Annotated in this window: 20 protein-coding genes and 1 other annotated feature; of the genes, 1 reads left to right on the top strand and 19 read right to left on the bottom strand. The window is 41.4% G+C overall.

Annotation, left to right across the window (positions count from 1 at the left end; genetic code table 11):
- Positions 1-409: 409 nt before the first annotated feature.
- The 5 genes from sufB to sufC are packed head-to-tail and all read right to left on the bottom strand — an operon-like array spanning position 410 to position 5,577.
- Positions 410-1,804, bottom strand: a complete 1,395-nt coding sequence (sufB, locus tag NY10_RS10900; protein WP_058919977.1) for a Fe-S cluster assembly protein SufB — start codon at positions 1,802-1,804, stop codon at positions 410-412.
- A gap of 26 nt (positions 1,805-1,830) precedes the next feature.
- On the bottom strand, positions 1,831-2,280 hold the full coding sequence (sufU, locus tag NY10_RS10895; RefSeq protein WP_058919976.1) for a Fe-S cluster assembly sulfur transfer protein SufU: 450 nt from the start codon (positions 2,278-2,280) through the stop codon (positions 1,831-1,833).
- Positions 2,267-3,505 (bottom strand): cysteine desulfurase, encoded by a 1,239-nt coding sequence (locus tag NY10_RS10890; RefSeq protein WP_058919975.1) that lies wholly within the window; start codon positions 3,503-3,505, stop codon positions 2,267-2,269. Before NY10_RS10890 ends, sufU begins: the two co-directional genes overlap by 14 nt.
- Positions 3,502-4,788: a Fe-S cluster assembly protein SufD gene (gene sufD, locus NY10_RS10885; RefSeq protein WP_058919974.1), complete on the bottom strand. Its 1,287-nt coding sequence runs from the start codon at positions 4,786-4,788 to the stop codon at positions 3,502-3,504. Before sufD ends, NY10_RS10890 begins: the two co-directional genes overlap by 4 nt.
- A 15-nt stretch (positions 4,789-4,803) precedes the next feature.
- Positions 4,804-5,577, bottom strand: a complete 774-nt coding sequence (sufC, locus tag NY10_RS10880; RefSeq protein ID WP_058919973.1) for a Fe-S cluster assembly ATPase SufC — start codon at positions 5,575-5,577, stop codon at positions 4,804-4,806.
- 442 nt (positions 5,578-6,019) lie between these two features.
- Between sufC and NY10_RS10875 the strand changes: the two genes are divergently transcribed.
- Entirely contained in the window at positions 6,020-6,751 is a 732-nt protein-coding gene (locus tag NY10_RS10875) for a gamma-glutamyl-gamma-aminobutyrate hydrolase family protein (RefSeq protein ID WP_197408965.1), read from the top strand.
- 63 nt (positions 6,752-6,814) lie between these two features.
- Here NY10_RS10875 and NY10_RS10870 read toward each other — a convergent pair whose 3' ends face one another.
- The 14 genes from NY10_RS10870 to NY10_RS10805 form a co-directional block, all read right to left on the bottom strand.
- Complete coding sequence (locus NY10_RS10870) at positions 6,815-7,291, bottom strand: PH domain-containing protein (RefSeq protein WP_058919972.1); 477 nt, start codon at positions 7,289-7,291, stop codon at positions 6,815-6,817.
- Entirely contained in the window at positions 7,263-8,807 is a 1,545-nt protein-coding gene (locus tag NY10_RS10865; protein WP_058919971.1) for a PH domain-containing protein, read from the bottom strand. Before NY10_RS10865 ends, NY10_RS10870 begins: the two co-directional genes overlap by 29 nt.
- Positions 8,800-9,282: a PH domain-containing protein gene (locus NY10_RS10860; RefSeq protein WP_058919970.1), complete on the bottom strand. Its 483-nt coding sequence runs from the start codon at positions 9,280-9,282 to the stop codon at positions 8,800-8,802. Before NY10_RS10860 ends, NY10_RS10865 begins: the two co-directional genes overlap by 8 nt.
- A gap of 365 nt (positions 9,283-9,647) precedes the next feature.
- Positions 9,648-10,490 (bottom strand): MetQ/NlpA family ABC transporter substrate-binding protein, encoded by an 843-nt coding sequence (locus NY10_RS10855; protein WP_058919969.1) that lies wholly within the window; start codon positions 10,488-10,490, stop codon positions 9,648-9,650.
- A gap of 62 nt (positions 10,491-10,552) precedes the next feature.
- A complete protein-coding gene (locus tag NY10_RS10850) occupies positions 10,553-11,257 on the bottom strand; it encodes a methionine ABC transporter permease (protein ID WP_058919968.1) in 705 nt (234 codons plus the stop codon).
- Positions 11,241-12,281 carry a methionine ABC transporter ATP-binding protein gene (locus tag NY10_RS10845; RefSeq protein WP_058919967.1) on the bottom strand — a complete coding sequence of 347 codons (1,041 nt, stop codon included), beginning with the start codon at positions 12,279-12,281 and terminating at the stop codon, positions 11,241-11,243. Before NY10_RS10845 ends, NY10_RS10850 begins: the two co-directional genes overlap by 17 nt.
- Positions 12,282-12,364: 83 nt before the next feature.
- Positions 12,365-12,625, bottom strand: a binding site (T-box leader).
- A gap of 53 nt (positions 12,626-12,678) precedes the next feature.
- Positions 12,679-13,035, bottom strand: coding sequence for a glycine cleavage system protein H (locus tag NY10_RS10840; RefSeq protein ID WP_058919966.1), 357 nt, complete (start codon positions 13,033-13,035; stop codon positions 12,679-12,681).
- A gap of 17 nt (positions 13,036-13,052) precedes the next feature.
- Entirely contained in the window at positions 13,053-13,409 is a 357-nt protein-coding gene (locus NY10_RS10835) for an arsenate reductase family protein (RefSeq protein ID WP_058919965.1), read from the bottom strand.
- Between the two features lie 59 nt (positions 13,410-13,468).
- On the bottom strand, positions 13,469-14,641 hold the full coding sequence (locus NY10_RS10830; protein ID WP_058919964.1) for an FtsW/RodA/SpoVE family cell cycle protein: 1,173 nt from the start codon (positions 14,639-14,641) through the stop codon (positions 13,469-13,471).
- A gap of 143 nt (positions 14,642-14,784) precedes the next feature.
- A complete protein-coding gene (locus NY10_RS10825; RefSeq protein WP_058919963.1) occupies positions 14,785-15,771 on the bottom strand; it encodes a YihY/virulence factor BrkB family protein in 987 nt (328 codons plus the stop codon).
- A gap of 53 nt (positions 15,772-15,824) precedes the next feature.
- On the bottom strand, positions 15,825-16,055 hold the full coding sequence (locus NY10_RS10820; RefSeq protein ID WP_058919962.1) for a DUF2969 family protein: 231 nt from the start codon (positions 16,053-16,055) through the stop codon (positions 15,825-15,827).
- Between the two features lie 166 nt (positions 16,056-16,221).
- Positions 16,222-16,869 carry a deoxyribose-phosphate aldolase gene (gene deoC / locus NY10_RS10815; protein WP_058919961.1) on the bottom strand — a complete coding sequence of 216 codons (648 nt, stop codon included), beginning with the start codon at positions 16,867-16,869 and terminating at the stop codon, positions 16,222-16,224.
- Between the two features lie 80 nt (positions 16,870-16,949).
- On the bottom strand, positions 16,950-17,879 hold the full coding sequence (gene rbsK, locus NY10_RS10810) for a ribokinase (RefSeq protein WP_058919960.1): 930 nt from the start codon (positions 17,877-17,879) through the stop codon (positions 16,950-16,952).
- A 12-nt stretch (positions 17,880-17,891) separates the two neighbouring features.
- Positions 17,892-18,905, bottom strand: coding sequence for an aldose 1-epimerase family protein (locus tag NY10_RS10805; RefSeq protein WP_332515698.1), 1,014 nt, complete (start codon positions 18,903-18,905; stop codon positions 17,892-17,894).
- Positions 18,906-18,919 lie beyond the last annotated feature (14 nt).

Raw genomic sequence — 18,919 nt, 5'->3', positions numbered from 1 at the left:
AACCCGTTAGAGTAAATCTCTGACGGGTTTTTGAAGTAAATAATTGCGTTCTTAACTGCAAAATTCCTCTTATATAAACACTCCTTCATCTCTTTCTATTGGTTGTTTTAAAGAAACCGAATCATCACGTGAGCATACATAACTTCTCCTACAACGAGAACGATACTAATTGGTAAATATTCTTGTTCTACATGAATATTTTTATGAATGTCTTTATCATTTCCAGATGAAGTAAAACAAGAAATAATAGACCTTTTTCCTTTTAATACATACACTCGTTGTTTGCTTAAAGGCAACAAATAATTTAAAAAAAGTAAAAAAACACCTAAAGCAGCAGCTAAATTCCGCCTTAGATGTCTACTACAAACACTGTATCAAACTGATTTGACACAGTGTTTCTTTATGTTTATTACCCCACTGACCCTTCCATCTCATAAGCAATCAACCGATTCAATTCCACCGCATATTCCATCGGCAGTTCTTTGGAGAAGGGTTCGACGAAGCCCATGATGATCATTTCAGTGGCTGCTTCTTCGGTCAAACCGCGGCTCATCAGGTAGTACAGTTGTTCTTCGGAAATTTTGGATACTTTAGCTTCGTGTTCCAGCGACACATTGCCGTTATGGATTTCATTGAAAGGAATCGTATCGGATTTAGACAAATCATCCATAATGATCGTGTCGCATTCGATATGTGAAATCGATCCGCCTGAGTTTTTCCCGAACGTCACTTGTCCACGGTAGTTGACTTCTCCGCCGTCATGAGCAATTGATTTGGAAACAATTGAGCTGGATGTGTTGGGAGCATTGTGAATCATTTTTGCTCCGGTGTCTTGGTTTTGTCCGGCACCGGCCATCGCGATAGACAGCATAGTACCGCGAGCTCCGTTCCCGTTTAAGTAAACGCTCGGGTATTTCATGGTGGTTTTCGCGCCTAAGTTGCCGTCGATCCATTCCATCGTACCGCCTGCATCGACTGTGGCTCTTTTAGTCACTAGGTTGTAGACATTGTCAGACCAGTTTTGGATGGTCGTGTAGCGGCAGTAAGCGTCTTTTTTGACGACGATTTCTACGATCGCGGCATGTAAACTGCTAGACGAAAAGGTTGGTGCCGTACAGCCTTCAACATAATGGACACTGGCTCCTTCATCCACTACGATCAATGTCCGTTCAAATTGACCCATACCTTCGTCATTGATGCGGAAATACATTTGCAGTGGCACTTCACAGCGCACGCCTTTGGGTACATAGATAAACGTCCCACCTGACCAAACAGCCGAGTTCAAAGCTGCTAATTTGTTATCGGTTGGGGGAACAATAGTCGCGAAATGTTCTTTGAATATTTCAGGATACTCTTTTAAGGCACTGTCCGTATCTAAAAAGACGATGCCCATTTTTTCGAATTCTTCTTTCATATTGTGGTAAACGACTTCTGATTCGTATTGGGCGCCAGCACCGGCCAAATACTTGCGCTCTGCTTCAGGAATGCCGATGCGTTCAAAGGTTTCTTTGATTTTATCCGGTACATCTTCCCAGCTGCGTTCCGGTTTGTTGCTAGATTTTTTATAATACGTAATTTCATCAAAGTCGATCTCCGATAAATCTGCACCCCATTTCGGCATTGGCCGGCTCTCGTAATGGCGGAAAGATTTCAATCGGAAATCCAGCATCCATTCCGGTTCGTCTTTACGACCAGATATTTCTCGAATAATGTCTTCTGAAATCCCTTTTCCAGTAGTGTAAACCGATTCGATATCGTCATGGAAACCAAATTGGTACTCTTCTGTTTCTGGTACTTCGCTCATGTTCAAGAACTCCTTTCGCTCTTCTTCTATTTGTTATTTTGTTCTTGTGCTTCAATCAAGGCTTTTTCCAGCCCTTTCCACGCTAGTGTTGCACAACGGATACGGGCAGGGAATTTTGAAACCCCGCTAAGAATAACAGCGTCTCCTAATGTTGCCGTGTTCTCGTCTTCTTTGCCTTGGACCAGCAGCGAGAATTGTTCGACTAACGCCAAGGCTTCTTGCGCTGTGCATCCGATCACTGCATCGGTCATCATACTGGCACTGGCTGTACTGATGGCACAGCCGCTGCCTGAAAAGCGGATATCCTTGATTCGGTCTTCCTCAAGAATCAACTGCAGCTGAATCACATCGCCGCACGTCGGGTTGTTCAGTTCGATTTGGTTTGTCGCGCTTTCCAATTGGCCTTGATGGTGAGGATGGCTGGAATGATCGAGGATCACTTGCCGGTATAATTGATCTAATCTAGATAGTGCCATGATTGAAAAACTCCTTTGCGGCTATCAGTGCTTCAACTAAACAGTCTGCATCTGCTTTCGTATTGTACAAATAAAAGCTGGCCCGGACCGTTGAAGAAACCTGCAAATACTGCATTAACGGCTGTGCACAATGGTGACCGGCACGAACAGCGACCCCTTGCATATCTAATGCCGTTGCCAGATCATGCGGATGAACGCCTTCCAGGTTGAATGTCACGACTCCCGTAAGTTCAGCTGCGTCAATTGGTCCATAAAGTGTTAGACCCGGAATGTTTTGAAGTTTAGGCAGCAAATAAGCGGCCAGCTCTTGTTCGTAGGCATGGATATTTTCTACTCCTGCTTTTGTTAAGTAATCTATCGCTGCTCCTAAGCCGATCGCTCCTGCGATATTTGGTGTTCCGGCTTCAAATTTCCACGGCAATTCGGTCCAGGTGCTGTCTTGTTCATGGACAAAATCGATCATTTCACCGCCATATTCGACGGGTTCCATTTGTTCTAATAACGTTCGTTTACCGTATAAGACACCGATGCCAGTCGGTCCCAGCATTTTGTGGCCGCTGAAAGCATAGAAATCAGCGTCCAATTGTTGCACATCGACTGCCATATGCGGCACAGCTTGTGCTCCGTCAACAACGATAACTGCTCCAACAGCATGTGCCATTCGAGTCAGCTCAGCAATCGGGTTGATACTGCCCAACACATTTGACACATGGGTCAGTGCAACAATTTTTGTACGTGCTGTGATTTGTTTTGCTGCACTGTCCAGATCTAACTGTCCGTCTGCTGTCAGCTCAATGTATTTCAATGACGCTTTTGTTTTTTTAGCGAGCTGCTGCCAAGGAACGATATTGGAGTGGTGTTCCATATAAGAAATCACGATTTCATCGCCTTCTTGCACGTTTGCTTCGCCGTAACTTTTGGCTACCCAATTCAAGCTGGTGGTCGTGCCACGCGTAAATAAGATTTCTGCTGTTTCCTTCGCATGAATAAACTGTTGGACTTTTTCGCGCGCTGCTTCGTATTGCGCCGTTGCCCGCTCCGCTAAGGTATGAACACCGCGGTGGACATTGGCATTGGCAGTTTGATAATAGGTATCGACAGCTTCTAGTACTTGTGTTGGTTTTTGGCTGGTAGCGGCACTGTCTAAATAAACCAGCGGCTCACCATTGACCTGCTGATCTAAAATCGGAAAATCTTTTTTCCATGCTTCGCCGTGCTGGTTCATTTGGTTAGCTTCCCTTCAATGGTTTCCACTAATTCATCACGTGTCGCTTTCAATGGAATCGCTGCAATCACTGACCCTAAAAAGCCGCGAATCACTAAGCGTTCCGCTTCTTCTTTCGGTATACCGCGACTCATCAAATAGTACATTTCTTCCGGATCAACTCGTCCAACACTGGCAGCATGTCCCGCTGTCACATCGTTTTCGTCGATCAACAAAATCGGGTTAGCATCTCCGCGCGCTTTATCGGACAGCATCAAAATACGGCTTTCTTGTTGGGCATCGGCTCCTTTAGCGCCTTTGATAATATGACCGATACCGTTGAATGTCAGTGTCGCTTTCTCGCGGATAACACCGTGCTGCAAAATATGCCCAATCGAGTGCCGGCCATAATTGGTCACACGCGTATCGATGGCTTGGATTTGTTTCCCCATGCTGATAGCAACAACTTTGATTTCACTGTGCGAACCTTCGCCAATCAAATCCGAATCAAAATCGGCGATCACATCGCCTTGATTCATAACCCCAATCGCCCATTCGATTTGCGAATTGCCCAACAAGTGACCGCGGCGATTAAAGTAAGAAGTCGTTTGTTCGCCTAGTTCGTCTACTGCTGAAAACTTCACTTTTGCTCCAGGTTTTGTAATAACTTCTACGACAATGTTAACAGCATTGCTTGTCTCGCCAATCGTTTGGTATTTTTCGACATAGGTAAATTCGCTATTAGCTTCTGCGTAAATCAAGACGTGTTTGATAAAGCTAGTGCTGGATTGACTATTTTGGACAAAGACAGCTTCTAGAGGCTCTTCGATCACAACATTTTTAGGCACATACAAGAAAACACCGCTGTTCATAAACGCAGCATGAAAAGCTGTCAATTTATCTTCATCTGGTTTGACGGCTAACTGCATATACGCTTCTTCTAACAACTCCGGATGTTCTTCCATTGCGGTAAAAATATCTGTAAAAATAACGCCTTGTTCAATCAAATCCATCGGCAGCTGTTCCAAAGCGGTTTGTGAACCGACTTGGATGATTTTAGGCGCATCGCTAGCATCGATCAAAAAATCTTCTGCCAAGAAGACTGGATCTTCCATTAATGAAAAATTAGGAGCTTCTAGCAACGGCCAACGGTGATAACGCACCCGTTCAATAACAGGCAACGCCAACTCATCGATTTTCTCCAACGCTGCTAATCGAAGCTGCAACATCCATTCCGGCTCACCGTGGATCAATGAAAAATCGCGAACAGCATCAAGTTGATCCATAAAAGTCGTTTCGTTCATCTTGATTCCCCCTTCCTATTCGTCACCTAATTCAACATCTAAGCCCAATTCATCGCGGATGCCTTTATAGCCTTCTGCTTCTAATCGTTTCGCCAACTCTGCGCCGCCGGTTTTAACCACTACGCCATTCATCATCACGTGTACGACATCCGGTGTGACATAATTTAATAAGCGTTGGTAATGGGTGATGATCAATGCTCCAAAGCCTTTCCCCCGCATTTCATTAACGCCTTTAGAAACAACTTTTAACGCATCAATATCTAAACCAGAATCGATTTCGTCTAAAATAGCAAAAGTCGGTTCAATCATCATCAATTGCAAGATTTCATTGCGTTTTTTCTCTCCGCCAGAAAACCCCTCGTTTAAGTACCGTTCAGCCATTTCTTCTGGCATATCCAGCACAGCCATTTTCTCGTCCATTTTCCGAATAAAATTCATCACGGAAATTTTATCCTCTTCAGGCCTGCGTGCGTTGATAGCCGCCCGCATAAATTCAGCATTGGTGATTCCCGCTATTTCACTAGGGTATTGGACTCCTAAAAATAATCCGGCACGAGCTCGTTCATCGACGGCCATGTCTAAAATGTTTGCCCCATCTAAAAAAATTGTTCCTTCGGTCACTTCGTAACTGGGATGCCCCATGATGGCTGCTGCTAACGTTGATTTGCCTGTTCCATTCGGACCCATGATTGCATGGATTTCGCCCGTATTAATGGTCATATTGACACCTTTTAAAATTTCTTTTTCTTCGATTGAAACATGCAAATTAGTGATTTCTAAGACTGCCATAACCCAAAAACTCCTTTAGTTGTTTTCTTATTTTTTAGTTCATATCAAAAACGAGTAAACCTTTTCTCTGTCGCTTTCATTTTAGCTCAATTGATTATTTTACGCAATGAAGGGTGGGATAAAAGATGTCCTCCAAATAAAAGCTTTTAGCTGGTTTTACTTGTTCTCAACTAGACAGTCCGACAAGATGTTTTTGAGGTTTAATAGCAGTCAAATCACGTTTCCCTGTTTTTGAGACAACCTCTCTCCTTTTTAGCACTAATCAGAAAATTTTCGGAACCGAAAATTTCACTACCGGCTGTAGTTGAATCAATAAGGAGAGATACTTACTTTTCTGCTGAAAATAAGGTAAACTAGACAAAAGTCTTTTTCATGCAGCTACTCAGTTAGGAGCTGCTGCAATTGAATGAGACAGTGATTTTTGCGAAAGAAGGATAAGATAATGATGAAACCACTTATTGGAATAGCCGGGAATGTGTTAAGTGATTTAGCGGTAACCAACGGGTTGCCAGTTACGTATACACCGCAAGGCTTCGTCGACGGCATTGACCGTGCTGAAGGAACGCCGGTAGTCTTGCCAATCAGCTCTCCTGCAGATGCCAGCGATTATATTTCACGAATTGATGGGCTTTTATTAGCCGGTGGACAAGACGTCTCTCCGCTGTTATACAATGAAGAACCGAGTTTGCAATTGGAAGCTACTAATCCTGCTCGTGATGCTTTTGAGATGGCTTTGATCGAAGCTGCTATCGCTCAAAAAAAACCGATTTTGGCTGTCTGCCGCGGATTGCAGTTGTTAAACGTCACTTACGGCGGCACCCTTTACCAAGATCTTTCAGACTACCCTGAATTAGCGGTACAGCACATTCAAAAAACTCATTTTGAAACGGGTGCCCATACGATTCTGATCGATCCGGATAGTTCTTTAGGCAAGATATTTGGCGAAACGTATATCGTCAATACGTACCATCACCAAGCTGTCAAAAAATTAGCTAAACCGTTCAAAGCTGTTGCTTGGAGCAAAGACAAGCTGATTGAAGGATTTGAAGCGGTTGATCCAAAACAAAGTATTGTTGCGGTTCAATGGCATCCAGAATTAATGATGAAACAAGATCGCAAGATGCAGCAGCTGTTTGACGAATTTGTTAGTCGTGTCAAAGCAGTACAAGCATAAACTATTAAAAAAGGACTTGCTAAATGGCATAAACCATTTAACAAGTCCTTTTTGCTGTTTTAATTAGTGAATCGCAGCTTGTATGAGAGCTTGTACTTGTTTTTTAAACTCGACTGCTTCGTCTTTTTCCATTTCCGGCAACTGATGGCTTTTAGCAGCGGTTGTTATCGTCAAAGACATTAACCCCATTCTTTTGGTCAAAGGCCCAACACTGGTTTCAATATTTTGAATGCGGATCACCGGTATCGTCAGTCTTTTTTTCACCCAGATACCTGAAATAACATCAATTTCGTCTTCACTATAATCGTAACGCCAAAATCGCTGCTTCAACCAAGGCACTAAACCCGCAAAAATAAGAAGACAAACTACACTTAGGCCGATAGCCATACCGCTTACCCAAGCTGGAAAAATACGGTCTGCTGCAAAAAATTCAATGATCAGATAAACACAGGTGACTGCTGCAATAGGCAAACACATCAGAGCCGCCCGAATGCGCCAAGCTTTAACAACTTTAGAACTGATTTTCTTTTGCGGTTCCATATTCGCCAGCCTCCCCTTCTTCAACAAACCAATCGTATAGTCGTTGGCAATCTTTTTCTTCAATAAAAGAGAGCTGCTTTTCCTGAGCGCTGTCTCCAAGAGCACTTGCTACTTCTAATTTGCCCAATTGGCTTCTCTTCAAAAAATACTGTTGTTTAACGGTCATTTGTAAAATCCGCTCTTTGCGCAGGTAAATCGTTTCTGTTGAAAACCATTTTGGCAATTCTAAGGTCAATTCATTTGGAGACAGTGCATAACCGGTTTTACGGTAACGCCGATACCCATAGAAAAGATAAAAGACCGCTAGAATACCGCCAATTATCCAAGCCAGCTGCCAGACAAATAAGCTGATGCCAATAGACGCCACGACTAAAAATAATAACGGAAATTGAACAAAACGTCTCCATGAACGGATCGGAACAACTGCTTGTGCTGGATCACAGCGATACGCCGGCAGTATTTCTTGTATCATCGCTGCCAATTCTTTTTTCTTCACCAACGGCAGCAATAAAATCTGGCCTTTTTCTTGAACTTCTTTTGATGCGTCTGAATTGATCTCTTTTTCATCACTGGTTATACCGATATAAAAGGAGGTATAACCAAACAATTGCTGGATCCAGTTGCGTTGTTCTCTGAGACTTTGGACATTTTTCAATGCGATCGTCTGGCTTTTCACTTCAAATAACCCTTTTTCAATCGTAATATAGTCTTTGGTTAATTCTACTTTGTATTCAAAATTTCGGATAACAGAAAAAAGAGTGCCAATGATATAAACAATCAAAAAAACACCGATGACTAAGACCGTTAGCATCGTCCAAGTTGCGGATGTTGCTAATGCACTGATGCGTGCCACCCATGCTTCCGGAATCAATTCAGCAAAGATATTGATTCCTCCTACAACCACTAAAAAGCCTTTTAGGATAACGTCTCCCATCGCATTCATTTTAACAATATCGATTAGCGACATCGCGTACAGTTCTTTGGTTACGCTAGCTTGCTGCAACGAAAAGCCGCTGTGTTGATCCATAGAAGCTGATGGCGCTTCTTCTTCGTTTTCCTCGATTTCAACAGTGCTTTTTAAACGATCTTTCAAATGATGAAGATAATCCGCTAACTGTAAAGCTTGTGCTTTTGAAAGTGCATCTAGACTGATGCCTTTTCCAGGCGTTTTAATCTCTAATTTTGTTAAGTGAAAAACCCGGTGCACAATACTTTCTTGGTAATCAATGCTTTGAATGCGGCTGATCTGCACATCTCTTTCGTTGCGGATAAAAATACCCGTTTGCAATACAAAACGATTGCCTTCAACCCAGTAAGACGTGCGCAGATACCGAACCACATCGAAACTATAACTGACCAAGAAAACGACCACGAATAGAAGTATCAGAAAAATCGGCATTGACTCTTCGCCTATATTAAGAAAAACTAGGAAAACGATTGGCACGATCAACCTTTTCGCCCGATTAAATAAAGCTGTTACTAGTGTCAGCGGGTGCAATTTATTCTTCTCAGACATCAGTCGTCACCGCCTTGATTTGTACCATGAGCTGTTGCCTTAACTGTTCTCCTTCTGCTTTCAGCAACAAAGGAACTTCGTGTGTCGTTCCGGCTGTATCGATGTGGACCGATTGAATGCCGAATTTGCGCGCCAATGGACCTTCTTTAACGAGGACATGCTGGATTCTTTCCACAGCGATCACTTCGCGTTTTTTAAAAAATAAACCGGTCATAATTTCTAACACTAATGGGTGCAGTTCGTAACGAATGGAGCGTAATTTAAGCGTGGGCAGAATGAGTCCGCTAAAAATGTACCCAATAATGGGGATCCCCAGCCAAAAAATCAATAAGAACTTGGGCCATCCCAATTGTACTGTAGCGATCGAGACTGCTATTCCTAAACTTAATTCAATCACACCTTCAATGACGGCTTTCGTTCGTTCATACGAAATGACTTTCGCATCTAGTTGTTTACTTGGCACTGTTCGGTACATGTCTTCTTTCCTCCAATAAGGTAAAAACGTTTAGGTTCATTCTACCATTTCTGCTAACGTTCCTCCATCCAATCCTCGCATAAAAAAATGGTTCTAACATTTTGGGTGTTGGTAAGTGAAATGATTGTATTCCATAATTTTGAAATTTCTGGAGGAATAGTGGCTGCTTGTAGCCATGAAGAGTCTTGAAAACCTGGAGAAAAGGCTTTAGGAGGTGCCATGGCTTTCTACAAGCAAACACGTAAATTCCAGAGGAAATTCTACCCCTAAGATTCATTAAGACGATTTGACAAAAAGCCTTAAAAAGTTAAATATCCATTGAACAAAAAAACTGTGCTCTGGTGAGAGAACACAGTTTTTCAAAATTATTCAGTTACAGGAACGACAGCGCCATCCCAATTTTCAAGAATAAAACCTTGTACTTCTTTTGATTTTAATACTTCGATCAACTTCAAAATAGCCGGGTCTTTAGCGTCTTCAGAACGTATCGCAATAATATTTGCATACGGTGAACTTGTACTTTCTAACGCAATAGAATCATCTAGCGGGCTAATACCTTGATCAACCGCAAAGTTGGAATTGATCGCAACCAGATCGCCTTCCTCTTGTTGGTAAAGTGTCGTCATCAAAGCTGGATCATTTTCATATTGGAAAACCAGTTTCTTAGGGTTTTTATCAATATCATCAAATGTTGCCGTTGTTAGTTCAACGCCTTCTTTTAATGTGACTAAACCAGCATCTTGTAAAATCCCGATTACACGGCCCCAGTCGGCTTGGCTATTGCTGACTAAAACAGTTGCGCCTTCTTCCACTTCATCCAAGCTAGTGTATTTGTTTGAATAAATACCCAAAGGTTCAATGTGGATAGCTCCTGCATTGACAAAATCGTAATCATTTTCAGCAACTGCACTTTCAAAAAACGGAATGTGTTGGAAATAGTTCGCATCAATTTCGCCTTCAGACAAAGCGATATTCGGCACGACATAGTCATTATACGTAGTGATATCCAACTTGACGCCTTCTTTTTCAAGTAGCGGTTCTGCAAATTCCAGAATTTCAGCATGCGGGACGTTGCTTGCACCAATCTTAATGACTGTGTCTTTTTCTGAAGTTTCAGAAGAAGAGGATGAATCACTGTTGCCGCAAGCTGCTAATGTTAATGATAAACCAAGAGTGACTATTGCACCTAACCATGTTCTTTTTTTCATAATGAAATCCCCCTACTAATTTTTTATATTGCTTTTTATCCCCACTTGTTTATGTGTTGCTTTTACCGTTTATCGATTCGCTTGACCAACACATCGCCAAGCGCTTGAATGACAAACACAATAACTAAAATGATCAACGTTGCGACTAATGTAACGGCTGGTTGATTTCGTTGGAAACCTTCTAAATACGCTAAGTTTCCTAATCCTCCTGCACCGATCACACCCGCCATTGCTGTATAACCCACCAATGAAATCGTCGTGACCGTGATTCCAGAAACAATGGCTGGTAAGCTTTCCGGGATAAGAACTTTATAAATGATTTCCCATCTGCTGGCTCCCATTGCTTCAGCTGCTTCAACGACGCCTTTGTCAATTTCACGAAACCCGATTTCAACGAGACGACCATAAAATGGAGCCGATGAAATAATTAAAGCGGGCAATGCAGCTGTCGGTCCAATCATGGAACCAACTAAACTTTTTGTAACTGGAATCATAAGGACAATTAAAATAATAAATGGCACTGACCGGAAAATATTAACAAAAACAGCTACGATTCCGTACAATAGTTTGGCGAACGGGGTATCTTTCCCATTTGTCTCATACAACAATAATCCCAAAACTAACCCCAAGAAAAAAACAATCACGACTGAACCGATGGTCATGCCGATGGTTTGCATCGTGGCTTCCTGGATTCTCTCCCAGTGGACTTCTGAAAAATCAAAGTATTGAGCGAAAAGACCGGCCCCTACGTTAAGATTTGCTAACATGTTCAATCACCTCTACTTCAACTTTCATTTGATGCAAGTGTTCGATCGCTTGATCTATATTTTGGCTATTGCCTCTCAATTGAACATACAAAGAACCGATCGAACCTTCTTGAGTGTGTCGGATATTCCCTTGCAGGATGTTTAATTCGACATCATTGTCATGCACGATACTTGAGATGATCGGCATTTTGGCTTGTTCCCCTTGAAAGGTCAAATGAATCATTTTTCCTTCTGGGTACTCAGCCAGCATTTCTTCGACGACTAGATCTGTTTCTTCACTATCCGGATTCGCGTCTTGGCGGATAAACCGTTTGGTGATGTCTTGCTGCGGTCTCTTAAAGACTTCCAGTACATCTCCTTGCTCCACTACCTTGCCATCATCCATGACCGCTACTTTATGACAAATCTTGCGAACCACGTGCATTTCGTGAGTGATCAAGACGATTGTCAAATTCAAACGTTTATTGATATCCAATAGCAGATCCAATACTTCATCTGTCGTTTGAGGATCCAATGCGCTGGTGGCTTCATCACAAAGCAGTAACGTTGGTTCGTTAGCTAAAGCTCGCGCAATTCCGACCCGCTGCTTTTGCCCTCCGGATAATTGTGCCGGATAAGCTTGTTCGCGGCCTTCAAGACCAACCAGACGAATCAATTCTTTCGCTTTTTCAGTGCGTTGTTCTTTAGGTACCTTGGCAATCTCTAATGGAAACAACACGTTTTCTAACACTGTCCGAGACCATAAAAGATTGAAGTGCTGGAAAATCATACCGATTTTTTGACGTTCTTTTCTCAATCCTTTCCCTTTTAACTGAGAAATAATACTGCCTTCGATCGATACGGTCCCGGCTGTTGGCTGTTCAAGACCATTAAACATTCGGACTAACGTGCTTTTGCCAGCGCCGGAATACCCAACGATGCCATAGATTTCGCCATTTTTAATGGTCAAATTGACGTCTTCCACAGCTGTCAAATTACCTTGCTTCGTTTGAAACACTTTTTTTACATTTGCTAATTCAATCATGTGCTTAATTCCTTTCTTAAGCTGTTCTGACTTTTCTTGTTAAACAAAAAAACTTCCGCCCTTATACCAAGTTCTTAACTTAATATAAGGACGAAAGTTTGACATTTCGTGTTACCACCTTAATTCGTTGATTCATCGCTAAACCAACCTCAATCAGTACTGAGTTCATTGCAACTCTTATACTGCGGCACTTTATCGGGTGCTTCCGGAAAAAGCTTGTGCTTTCGCATTCACTTATTCTGCTCAAAGACCATCTTCGGTTCGACTCCCATTACCTCTTTTCAGCAACCGAGGCTCTCTATAAATGCTTGTAACGAACGTACTCTTCTTATCAACGCTATGAATATGATATTGTTCATAGTCTAACAGAGCCTTTTTTATCTGTCAACTGAATTTTTTAAATCGTATCTGAAAGAGCGTTGAAGGCTGCTTCATCCACTTCAGATAGATCAAGGATCCAGTTGTCTTGCGGATCTGGACTGTTTAATTTTTCCGGATCATCTGCTAATGCTTCATTAAAGCGGCTGACTTTTCCTGAAAAAGGTGCTGTTAATTCGGTAACAGCTTTTGCGCCTTCTACTCCAATCAAGTTATCGCCCGTTGCTACTTCATTCAAGTCAGAAGGTACCTCAACAAACATTACTTCTCCTAAATCGTCTTGCCCTTTTTCTGATAAACCGATGCGGTAATTGCTGCCGTCTTTCAAGATCCATAATCCATTTTCGCTATATTTCATTGTATTCTTCGCTGTCATTTCATTTCTTCTCCTTTTTAGTTAAGCCATACTTTTTCAAATACATCTTCGTTAAAACCCAGCGTTACTGTGCTGCCATTTGTGACGAGCGGCCGTTTGATCAGCATCCCGTCCGTTGAAAGCAGTTCTGCCGCTGCTTCGATAGTCAATGTAGGAACGACTTCTTTTAAACCTAATTGACGATACCGCGTACCGCTGGAATTAAAGAAACGTTGGATCGGCAAGTCTGATTTCCTGATCCATTTTGCTAACTGTTCTTTAGATGGCGGAGTTTCAATCAGATTGATAGCCTGATAAGCCACATCATGCTGTTCCAGCCACTTTCTGCCTTTGCGGCATGTTGAGCACGTCGGATGTTGATAATAGTTAAGCATGTGCTAGATGACCCCTTTTCAACTTGATTTGCTGATTTGTCTCGTTCGTTTTCTGATGATCAAAAACCTTCTTTTTCCTCAGAAAACATATAACTGCGGTAATGGTACCGCATCGACATGACCAGTCCCACTCCCATCATATTTCCCAACAAGGCTGTTCCCCCTTGAGATATAAAAGGCAATGGAATACCTGTCAACGGCAACAGACCAATTCCCATTCCGATGTTTTCAAGCACATGGAAGAGAATCATCATGATCACTCCTGTAGAGATATACGTATAAAACTCGTTTTTTGTATCAAAACAAATACGAATCATTTGATAAATCAACAAGAAGTAAACAAAAATCAGTGCGCAACTGCCAATAAAACCGAAATTTTCACCAATCGTAGCAAAAATCATATCCGATTCTCGAACCGGCACATACACTTCGGAAACACCGAAGCCTTTCCCAAATACTTTCCCCGACCCAATTGCTTTCATACTTTGAATCAACTGATAAGCAGCATCGGCCGCATCATGATAGGGATCCAGCCATGTATCGATACGAGCAAATTGATACGGTTTGAACCCAAATTTCAGCAAAACATCTCGATTGTACACTACCATAAACAGCACTCCGCCGGCTAAACCTGCAAAAGACAAAAATAGCGGCAAGATAATTTTCCACGTCACACCCGACATCAAAACAACACCGCCGATAATCGCTAAGAAAACCAAGGTTGTCCCCAAGTCATTTTGCAACATAACCAAAACCAAAGGAGCTAAAGAAGTTAAAATGATTTTTCCCAACAGCACAAAGTCAGCTCTCACAAAATGCTGATCGTATTCACTATTGTGTTGCGTCACGACACGTGCAAGCATTAAAATAAAAGCAATTTTCATGATTTCGGAAGGCTGAAACGTTATCGGGCCGAATTTGAACCAACTTTTTGCACCGGTAAAAGCTTCAGTCGGCCGGTCATAGAAAAATAAAACCAGAACGAGAAGCAGCAAACCGACCCCGTAAGCAATTGGAGCCAGCTTCCATAACTGTTCCGAATCAAATTGCATAATGACAATGATGGATGCTGTTCCGATTATGTACCAGAGAACTTGCATCACAGTAGCTTGGATACCTTTGCCTTCTATTAAAAAAGTAGTAGAGAAAATCGTTGCTATGCTCATTAAAGCCAACAGCAATACGGATAAAATAATACCATAATCTATTTTTGATTCATTATTTTCATTCATTTTTCTGAAAATCTCCTTGTCTCTTCTATTCAATCATTACATTCTTTGAATCTTATCCATTATATAAGAAATAGTACACAAAAAAAAGGCTCTAGTTATTCTTAACTAAAACTGAAGAAAAAAAAGAAAACTAAGCAGACAGCTTAGCGTTCTTCTTGTTCGATCACTGGTTTTACTTTTGTCAGTTTCTTTCGTTGTCTCTCTGCTGAATCCATCAAATAATCTTTTTCCGTTTTGCCGGCTCCAGCTGCTTCTTTTTCTTGTTTTGCTTGTGTGACTGTTTTTCCATTGCGGTACTGGTAGTAAATGGTATTGATGAATGCTCCCAACAATAAGACCGTCGCTGATAAATAAAGCCACAACATCAATACAATAAATACTCCAAATGTCCCGCTGCCTGTAGCAGCTCCCCCTGCGTATTTCACGTATAATGAGAACCCTTGAGAAAGGATCAACCAGCCTGCTGTAGCGAAAATTGCACCTGGAATAGCGTATTTGATCGATAACGAATGGTTCGGCAGCAAGTAGTAAATCAATGTCAGTACGACTATGAGTACGACTAATAAAACCAACCATCGAAAACTAAGGATCGTTTCAATCAAAGTAAGTTTGACATGCAGCAAACTTTCTACAAAATGCAGAATTTGTTCACCAAAAACGAAGGCAAACATGATTACCCCTACAACAGCCACGATTGCTAAGTTGATTAGAAATGAGACTACTCGAACAATAATGAAATTCTTTCTCTTCTCGACACCGTAAACGTCATTCAAAACGACTTGAGCAGCATTAAACGCTTTACTGGCTGACCAAAGTGACGTGATCAACCCAATAGAGATGACACCACCATTTGTGTTGCTTAAAAAATCAATCAACATCGGTTGAACAACATTATAGATATCTCCTGGCAATGCTGTCTTTAAATAAGGCAAAATTTCTTCTGCACTGATGGGCAAGAAAGGGATAATATTAGCTGCAACCAGTAAAACCGGGGCTAATGAAAGTAAAATAAAGTAAGCAAGTTCTGCTGCATTCGAAGATACTTCGGCTCGTTCCCAATTGGGTTTGATAATATCTAACCACGTCATTGCCTTTTCTTTAAAAGAAGCTTGTTTTGCAGTTGCTGGCATCCTCATCACATCCTTCATTTATTTATTACCGTATTTCTTCGCAACTTTATATCTTAAATAGTGTGTAAATTATAATCCATGATCAATTGGTTGATGCCTTCATCTACAGATCTAGCTTTTGATTCCGTTCCTGAATTTGAAATGACGGTCACTGGACTTCCAGTTTCTTGTTGGATCATTCCAATTTTTTCTTCATTGACGTACAATTCTAATTCAACAAAACCGTCTTTATTTTTTGCTGTTTCCTTTACTTCTACTTGGATTTTCTTACTGTTTTTTGACATAGCTAAACTCCTTTTATTTGTTTTACTCAAATTCAGTATACTCTATTCTTGCATTTTTTTCACTTCTTACCCATTAGGAACGCTAAATCAAAAACAATTCTACAGCAAACAAATAAGAGCATCCTTTAGTAAAAACTAAAGAATGCCCCAACTATTCTGCATTTAGTTATTCTGAAACAATTGCCACGCCGGCACTTGCACCAATTCTTGATGCACCTGCTTTAATCATTTGTTCTACATCTGCTTTTGAATGGATGCCGCCAGAGGCTTTAACTCCGACTTCTGTTCCGACCGTTTTTCTCATCAAAGCGATGTCTTCTTTTGTTGCTCCGCCAGTTGAAAAACCTGTCGATGTTTTCACATAATCTGTACCCGCTTGGACAGCCAATTCACAAGCCCGTACTTTTTCTTCTTCTGTTAGTAAACAAGCTTCAATAATAACTTTCACTAGTGCTTTCCCTTTTGCTGCTGCAACAACTTGACTGATATCGGATAATACTTTTTCATTATCTTTTTCTTTCAATGCACCAATATTGATCACCATATCTACTTCAGTTGCGCCATTGTCGATTGCATCTTTCGTCTCAGCTACTTTTACAGCAGTGGTATTAGCACCTAACGGAAAACCAATGACGGTACAGACTTCAACAGGAGAACCTTTTAATTCTTTCGCTGAAAGTTCTACCCATGTTGGGTTGACACAAACGGAATAGAAGCCGTATTCTTTCGCTTCTGTAGTCAGTTTAATAATATCCTCTTTTGTTACACCTGGTTTCAAGGCTGTGTGGTCGATCATGTTCGCTATAGTAGTCATTATTTTCCTCCATCTTTTATTGCATCTAACGGCTCTTTCCTATAGAAAGGCGATGCTTTAACTGTTTTTATCTGAAACTTTTACTGGGTCACTTTACGCGACTCGGTAAACTGTCTTAACTGCTCCATATCAGGATAAGAAGCTTGTGTTCCTCTTTTTGTTACACTAAGTGCCGCAAAAGCATTGGCCATTTTGATTGATTCAAGCACATCTCCGGTTTGCACATAATAATGGGCGAAACACCCAATAAACGCATCTCCCGCTCCTGAAGTATCAACGGCTGCTACTTTGTGAGACTCTACTCGGTGAGTTTGTTCCTTAGTCATCCAGATGATTCCTCTGCTTCCCAAAGTCACAATAACATTTTTTACGCCTTTCTCGATCAACGTTGAAGCTGCTTCGTAAACTTCTTCATCTGTTTCCACAGGCATTCCGGTTAATATTTCTAACTCGGGCCCGTTTGGTATGAAAAAATCACACTTACAAACATAATCGAAATCTAATTCATGTGAAGCCGGAGCTGGATTAAGAATAACGGGTATATTGTGCTGCTGACCAAATTCTATCGCCCGATAAACAGTCGGCAAAGGGATTTCCAACTGCAATACAATTAAAGAAACGGATTTTAATTGTTCTGCCGCTTGATCCACATCTTCTGGCGAAAGGTATTGGTTGGCTCCTTTTATAATCAAAATCCGGTTATTTGATTCAGTGTCGACAAAAATGGGCGCAACACCGCTAGGCACTCCAGCTACTTTTTGAGTAAAGTCAGTATTGATGCCATGAGCTGCTAAATTTTTTATCGTATCATCCGCAAAAAGGTCATCGCCGACTTTTGTCACCATCATAACGTCTGACTTTAATTTTGCTGCCGCCACCGCTTGATTGGCTCCTTTTCCTCCATGGCCCATCTCAAAACTAGGGGCTTCTAGTGTTTCGCCTTCATTCGGCATTCTATCAATATAAGTAATAAGATCTACCATATTCGAACCGATAACTGCTATATCCATTTTTACTTCCTCCTATTTCTTACCTGTTATCACTTTAAACGATTTTTCTTCTCCAGCGGCCAGCATGATCAAACTGCCTGCCTCTTTAGCTGCTAAAAATCCTTCAGAACGGCAAGTGCCCGGTAACACAAAAGCTCCTACCTGTTGATCTTCATTATACAGCAACCAGCGCGTAGCGTAATTGAATTCTTCAGTAGAGAATTTTGTGAAGAAAGTTACCCCATTTGGCGACAGCATCTCAAATTCCGCTTCTTTTTGATACTGTCTCAACTGGTCTGCAAAGAAAACAATTTCCGGATCATACATTTCCGGCTTCGTTAACGTGCTTAACTGTTGTTCTCCACTCTTTAATTCTTCCGTATATTCCAACCATTTTTTAGTAGGATGGACATGTCCGGGAATGGATTCTCTTAATTTGAAAGCTTCGTCAGGAATGTTTTGCTGCATAAGCGCATCCTCTAAATAAGCATAATTCATATGGCACATATACTGTAACGGCATTTCAGTTCCTGCCAAATTTTTGACGTCCATGCCGATTTCAATAAATGTAGTTTTTGCTTGCATCGTCACACTTGGTTTTGCCAAATAATGGTGGCCAAATCCTTTAGTATACTCTTTAGCACCGCCAATTTTTATGCTCTCACCTGTAATTTCTAACCAAGCTTTATCCATATCGGCACAAGGCATTTCGCCATGTAAGGTATGATCGTCTTCTGGACCTGGGCAGCCATTACGAATCAAACCGGAATGAAAGGAAAAACAGCCATACGTATCCACGATTTCCGTCACGTTCTTAGGTTCCGAAAACATGTTTTTCATTTTCAAATCTATCTCATCAAAAGACAAATCCCAGATGATTTGTCCTAAATAAGGAAGAACAACCATTTTACCACGTGAATTTGTTACCTCAATAGCTTCTACATTTGTTGAGTAGCGAAACAACGTTACCGTAAATTCATTATTTTCAAAAAATACTTTCCTGTTTTCTTTAAAAAAATCTCGTTGAAGTTCAATTGTTCCCATCATCGTTTCTCTTCCTT

The organism is Carnobacterium sp. CP1 (assembly GCF_001483965.1).
Classification (GTDB): Bacteria; Bacillota; Bacilli; order Lactobacillales; family Carnobacteriaceae; genus Carnobacterium_A; species Carnobacterium_A antarcticum.
The sequence above is the reverse complement of the archived record's forward strand: the minus strand, read 5'-3'. Positions and strand labels throughout refer to the sequence as shown.

Excerpts from the sequence above, each read along its gene's own strand:
- sufB (WP_058919977.1), bottom strand. The coding sequence starts at position 1,804 with ATGAGCGAAGTACCAGAAACAGAAGAGTACCAATTTGGTTTCCATGAC.
- sufU (WP_058919976.1), bottom strand. The coding sequence starts at position 2,280 with ATGGCACTATCTAGATTAGATCAATTATACCGGCAAGTGATCCTCGAT.
- NY10_RS10890 (WP_058919975.1), bottom strand. The coding sequence starts at position 3,505 with ATGAACCAGCACGGCGAAGCATGGAAAAAAGATTTTCCGATTTTAGAT.
- sufD (WP_058919974.1), bottom strand. The coding sequence starts at position 4,788 with ATGAACGAAACGACTTTTATGGATCAACTTGATGCTGTTCGCGATTTT.
- sufC (WP_058919973.1), bottom strand. The coding sequence starts at position 5,577 with ATGGCAGTCTTAGAAATCACTAATTTGCATGTTTCAATCGAAGAAAAA.
- NY10_RS10875 (WP_197408965.1), top strand. The coding sequence starts at position 6,020 with ATGATGAAACCACTTATTGGAATAGCCGGGAATGTGTTAAGTGATTTA.
- NY10_RS10870 (WP_058919972.1), bottom strand. The coding sequence starts at position 7,291 with ATGGAACCGCAAAAGAAAATCAGTTCTAAAGTTGTTAAAGCTTGGCGC.
- NY10_RS10865 (WP_058919971.1), bottom strand. The coding sequence starts at position 8,807 with ATGTCTGAGAAGAATAAATTGCACCCGCTGACACTAGTAACAGCTTTA.
- NY10_RS10860 (WP_058919970.1), bottom strand. The coding sequence starts at position 9,282 with ATGTACCGAACAGTGCCAAGTAAACAACTAGATGCGAAAGTCATTTCG.
- NY10_RS10855 (WP_058919969.1), bottom strand. The coding sequence starts at position 10,490 with ATGAAAAAAAGAACATGGTTAGGTGCAATAGTCACTCTTGGTTTATCA.
- NY10_RS10850 (WP_058919968.1), bottom strand. The coding sequence starts at position 11,257 with ATGTTAGCAAATCTTAACGTAGGGGCCGGTCTTTTCGCTCAATACTTT.
- NY10_RS10845 (WP_058919967.1), bottom strand. The coding sequence starts at position 12,281 with ATGATTGAATTAGCAAATGTAAAAAAAGTGTTTCAAACGAAGCAAGGT.
- NY10_RS10840 (WP_058919966.1), bottom strand. The coding sequence starts at position 13,035 with ATGACAGCGAAGAATACAATGAAATATAGCGAAAATGGATTATGGATC.
- NY10_RS10835 (WP_058919965.1), bottom strand. The coding sequence starts at position 13,409 with ATGCTTAACTATTATCAACATCCGACGTGCTCAACATGCCGCAAAGGC.
- NY10_RS10830 (WP_058919964.1), bottom strand. The coding sequence starts at position 14,641 with ATGAATGAAAATAATGAATCAAAAATAGATTATGGTATTATTTTATCC.
- NY10_RS10825 (WP_058919963.1), bottom strand. The coding sequence starts at position 15,771 with ATGCCAGCAACTGCAAAACAAGCTTCTTTTAAAGAAAAGGCAATGACG.
- NY10_RS10820 (WP_058919962.1), bottom strand. The coding sequence starts at position 16,055 with ATGTCAAAAAACAGTAAGAAAATCCAAGTAGAAGTAAAGGAAACAGCA.
- deoC (WP_058919961.1), bottom strand. The coding sequence starts at position 16,869 with ATGACTACTATAGCGAACATGATCGACCACACAGCCTTGAAACCAGGT.
- rbsK (WP_058919960.1), bottom strand. The coding sequence starts at position 17,879 with ATGGATATAGCAGTTATCGGTTCGAATATGGTAGATCTTATTACTTAT.
- NY10_RS10805 (WP_332515698.1), bottom strand. The coding sequence starts at position 18,905 with ATGATGGGAACAATTGAACTTCAACGAGATTTTTTTAAAGAAAACAGG.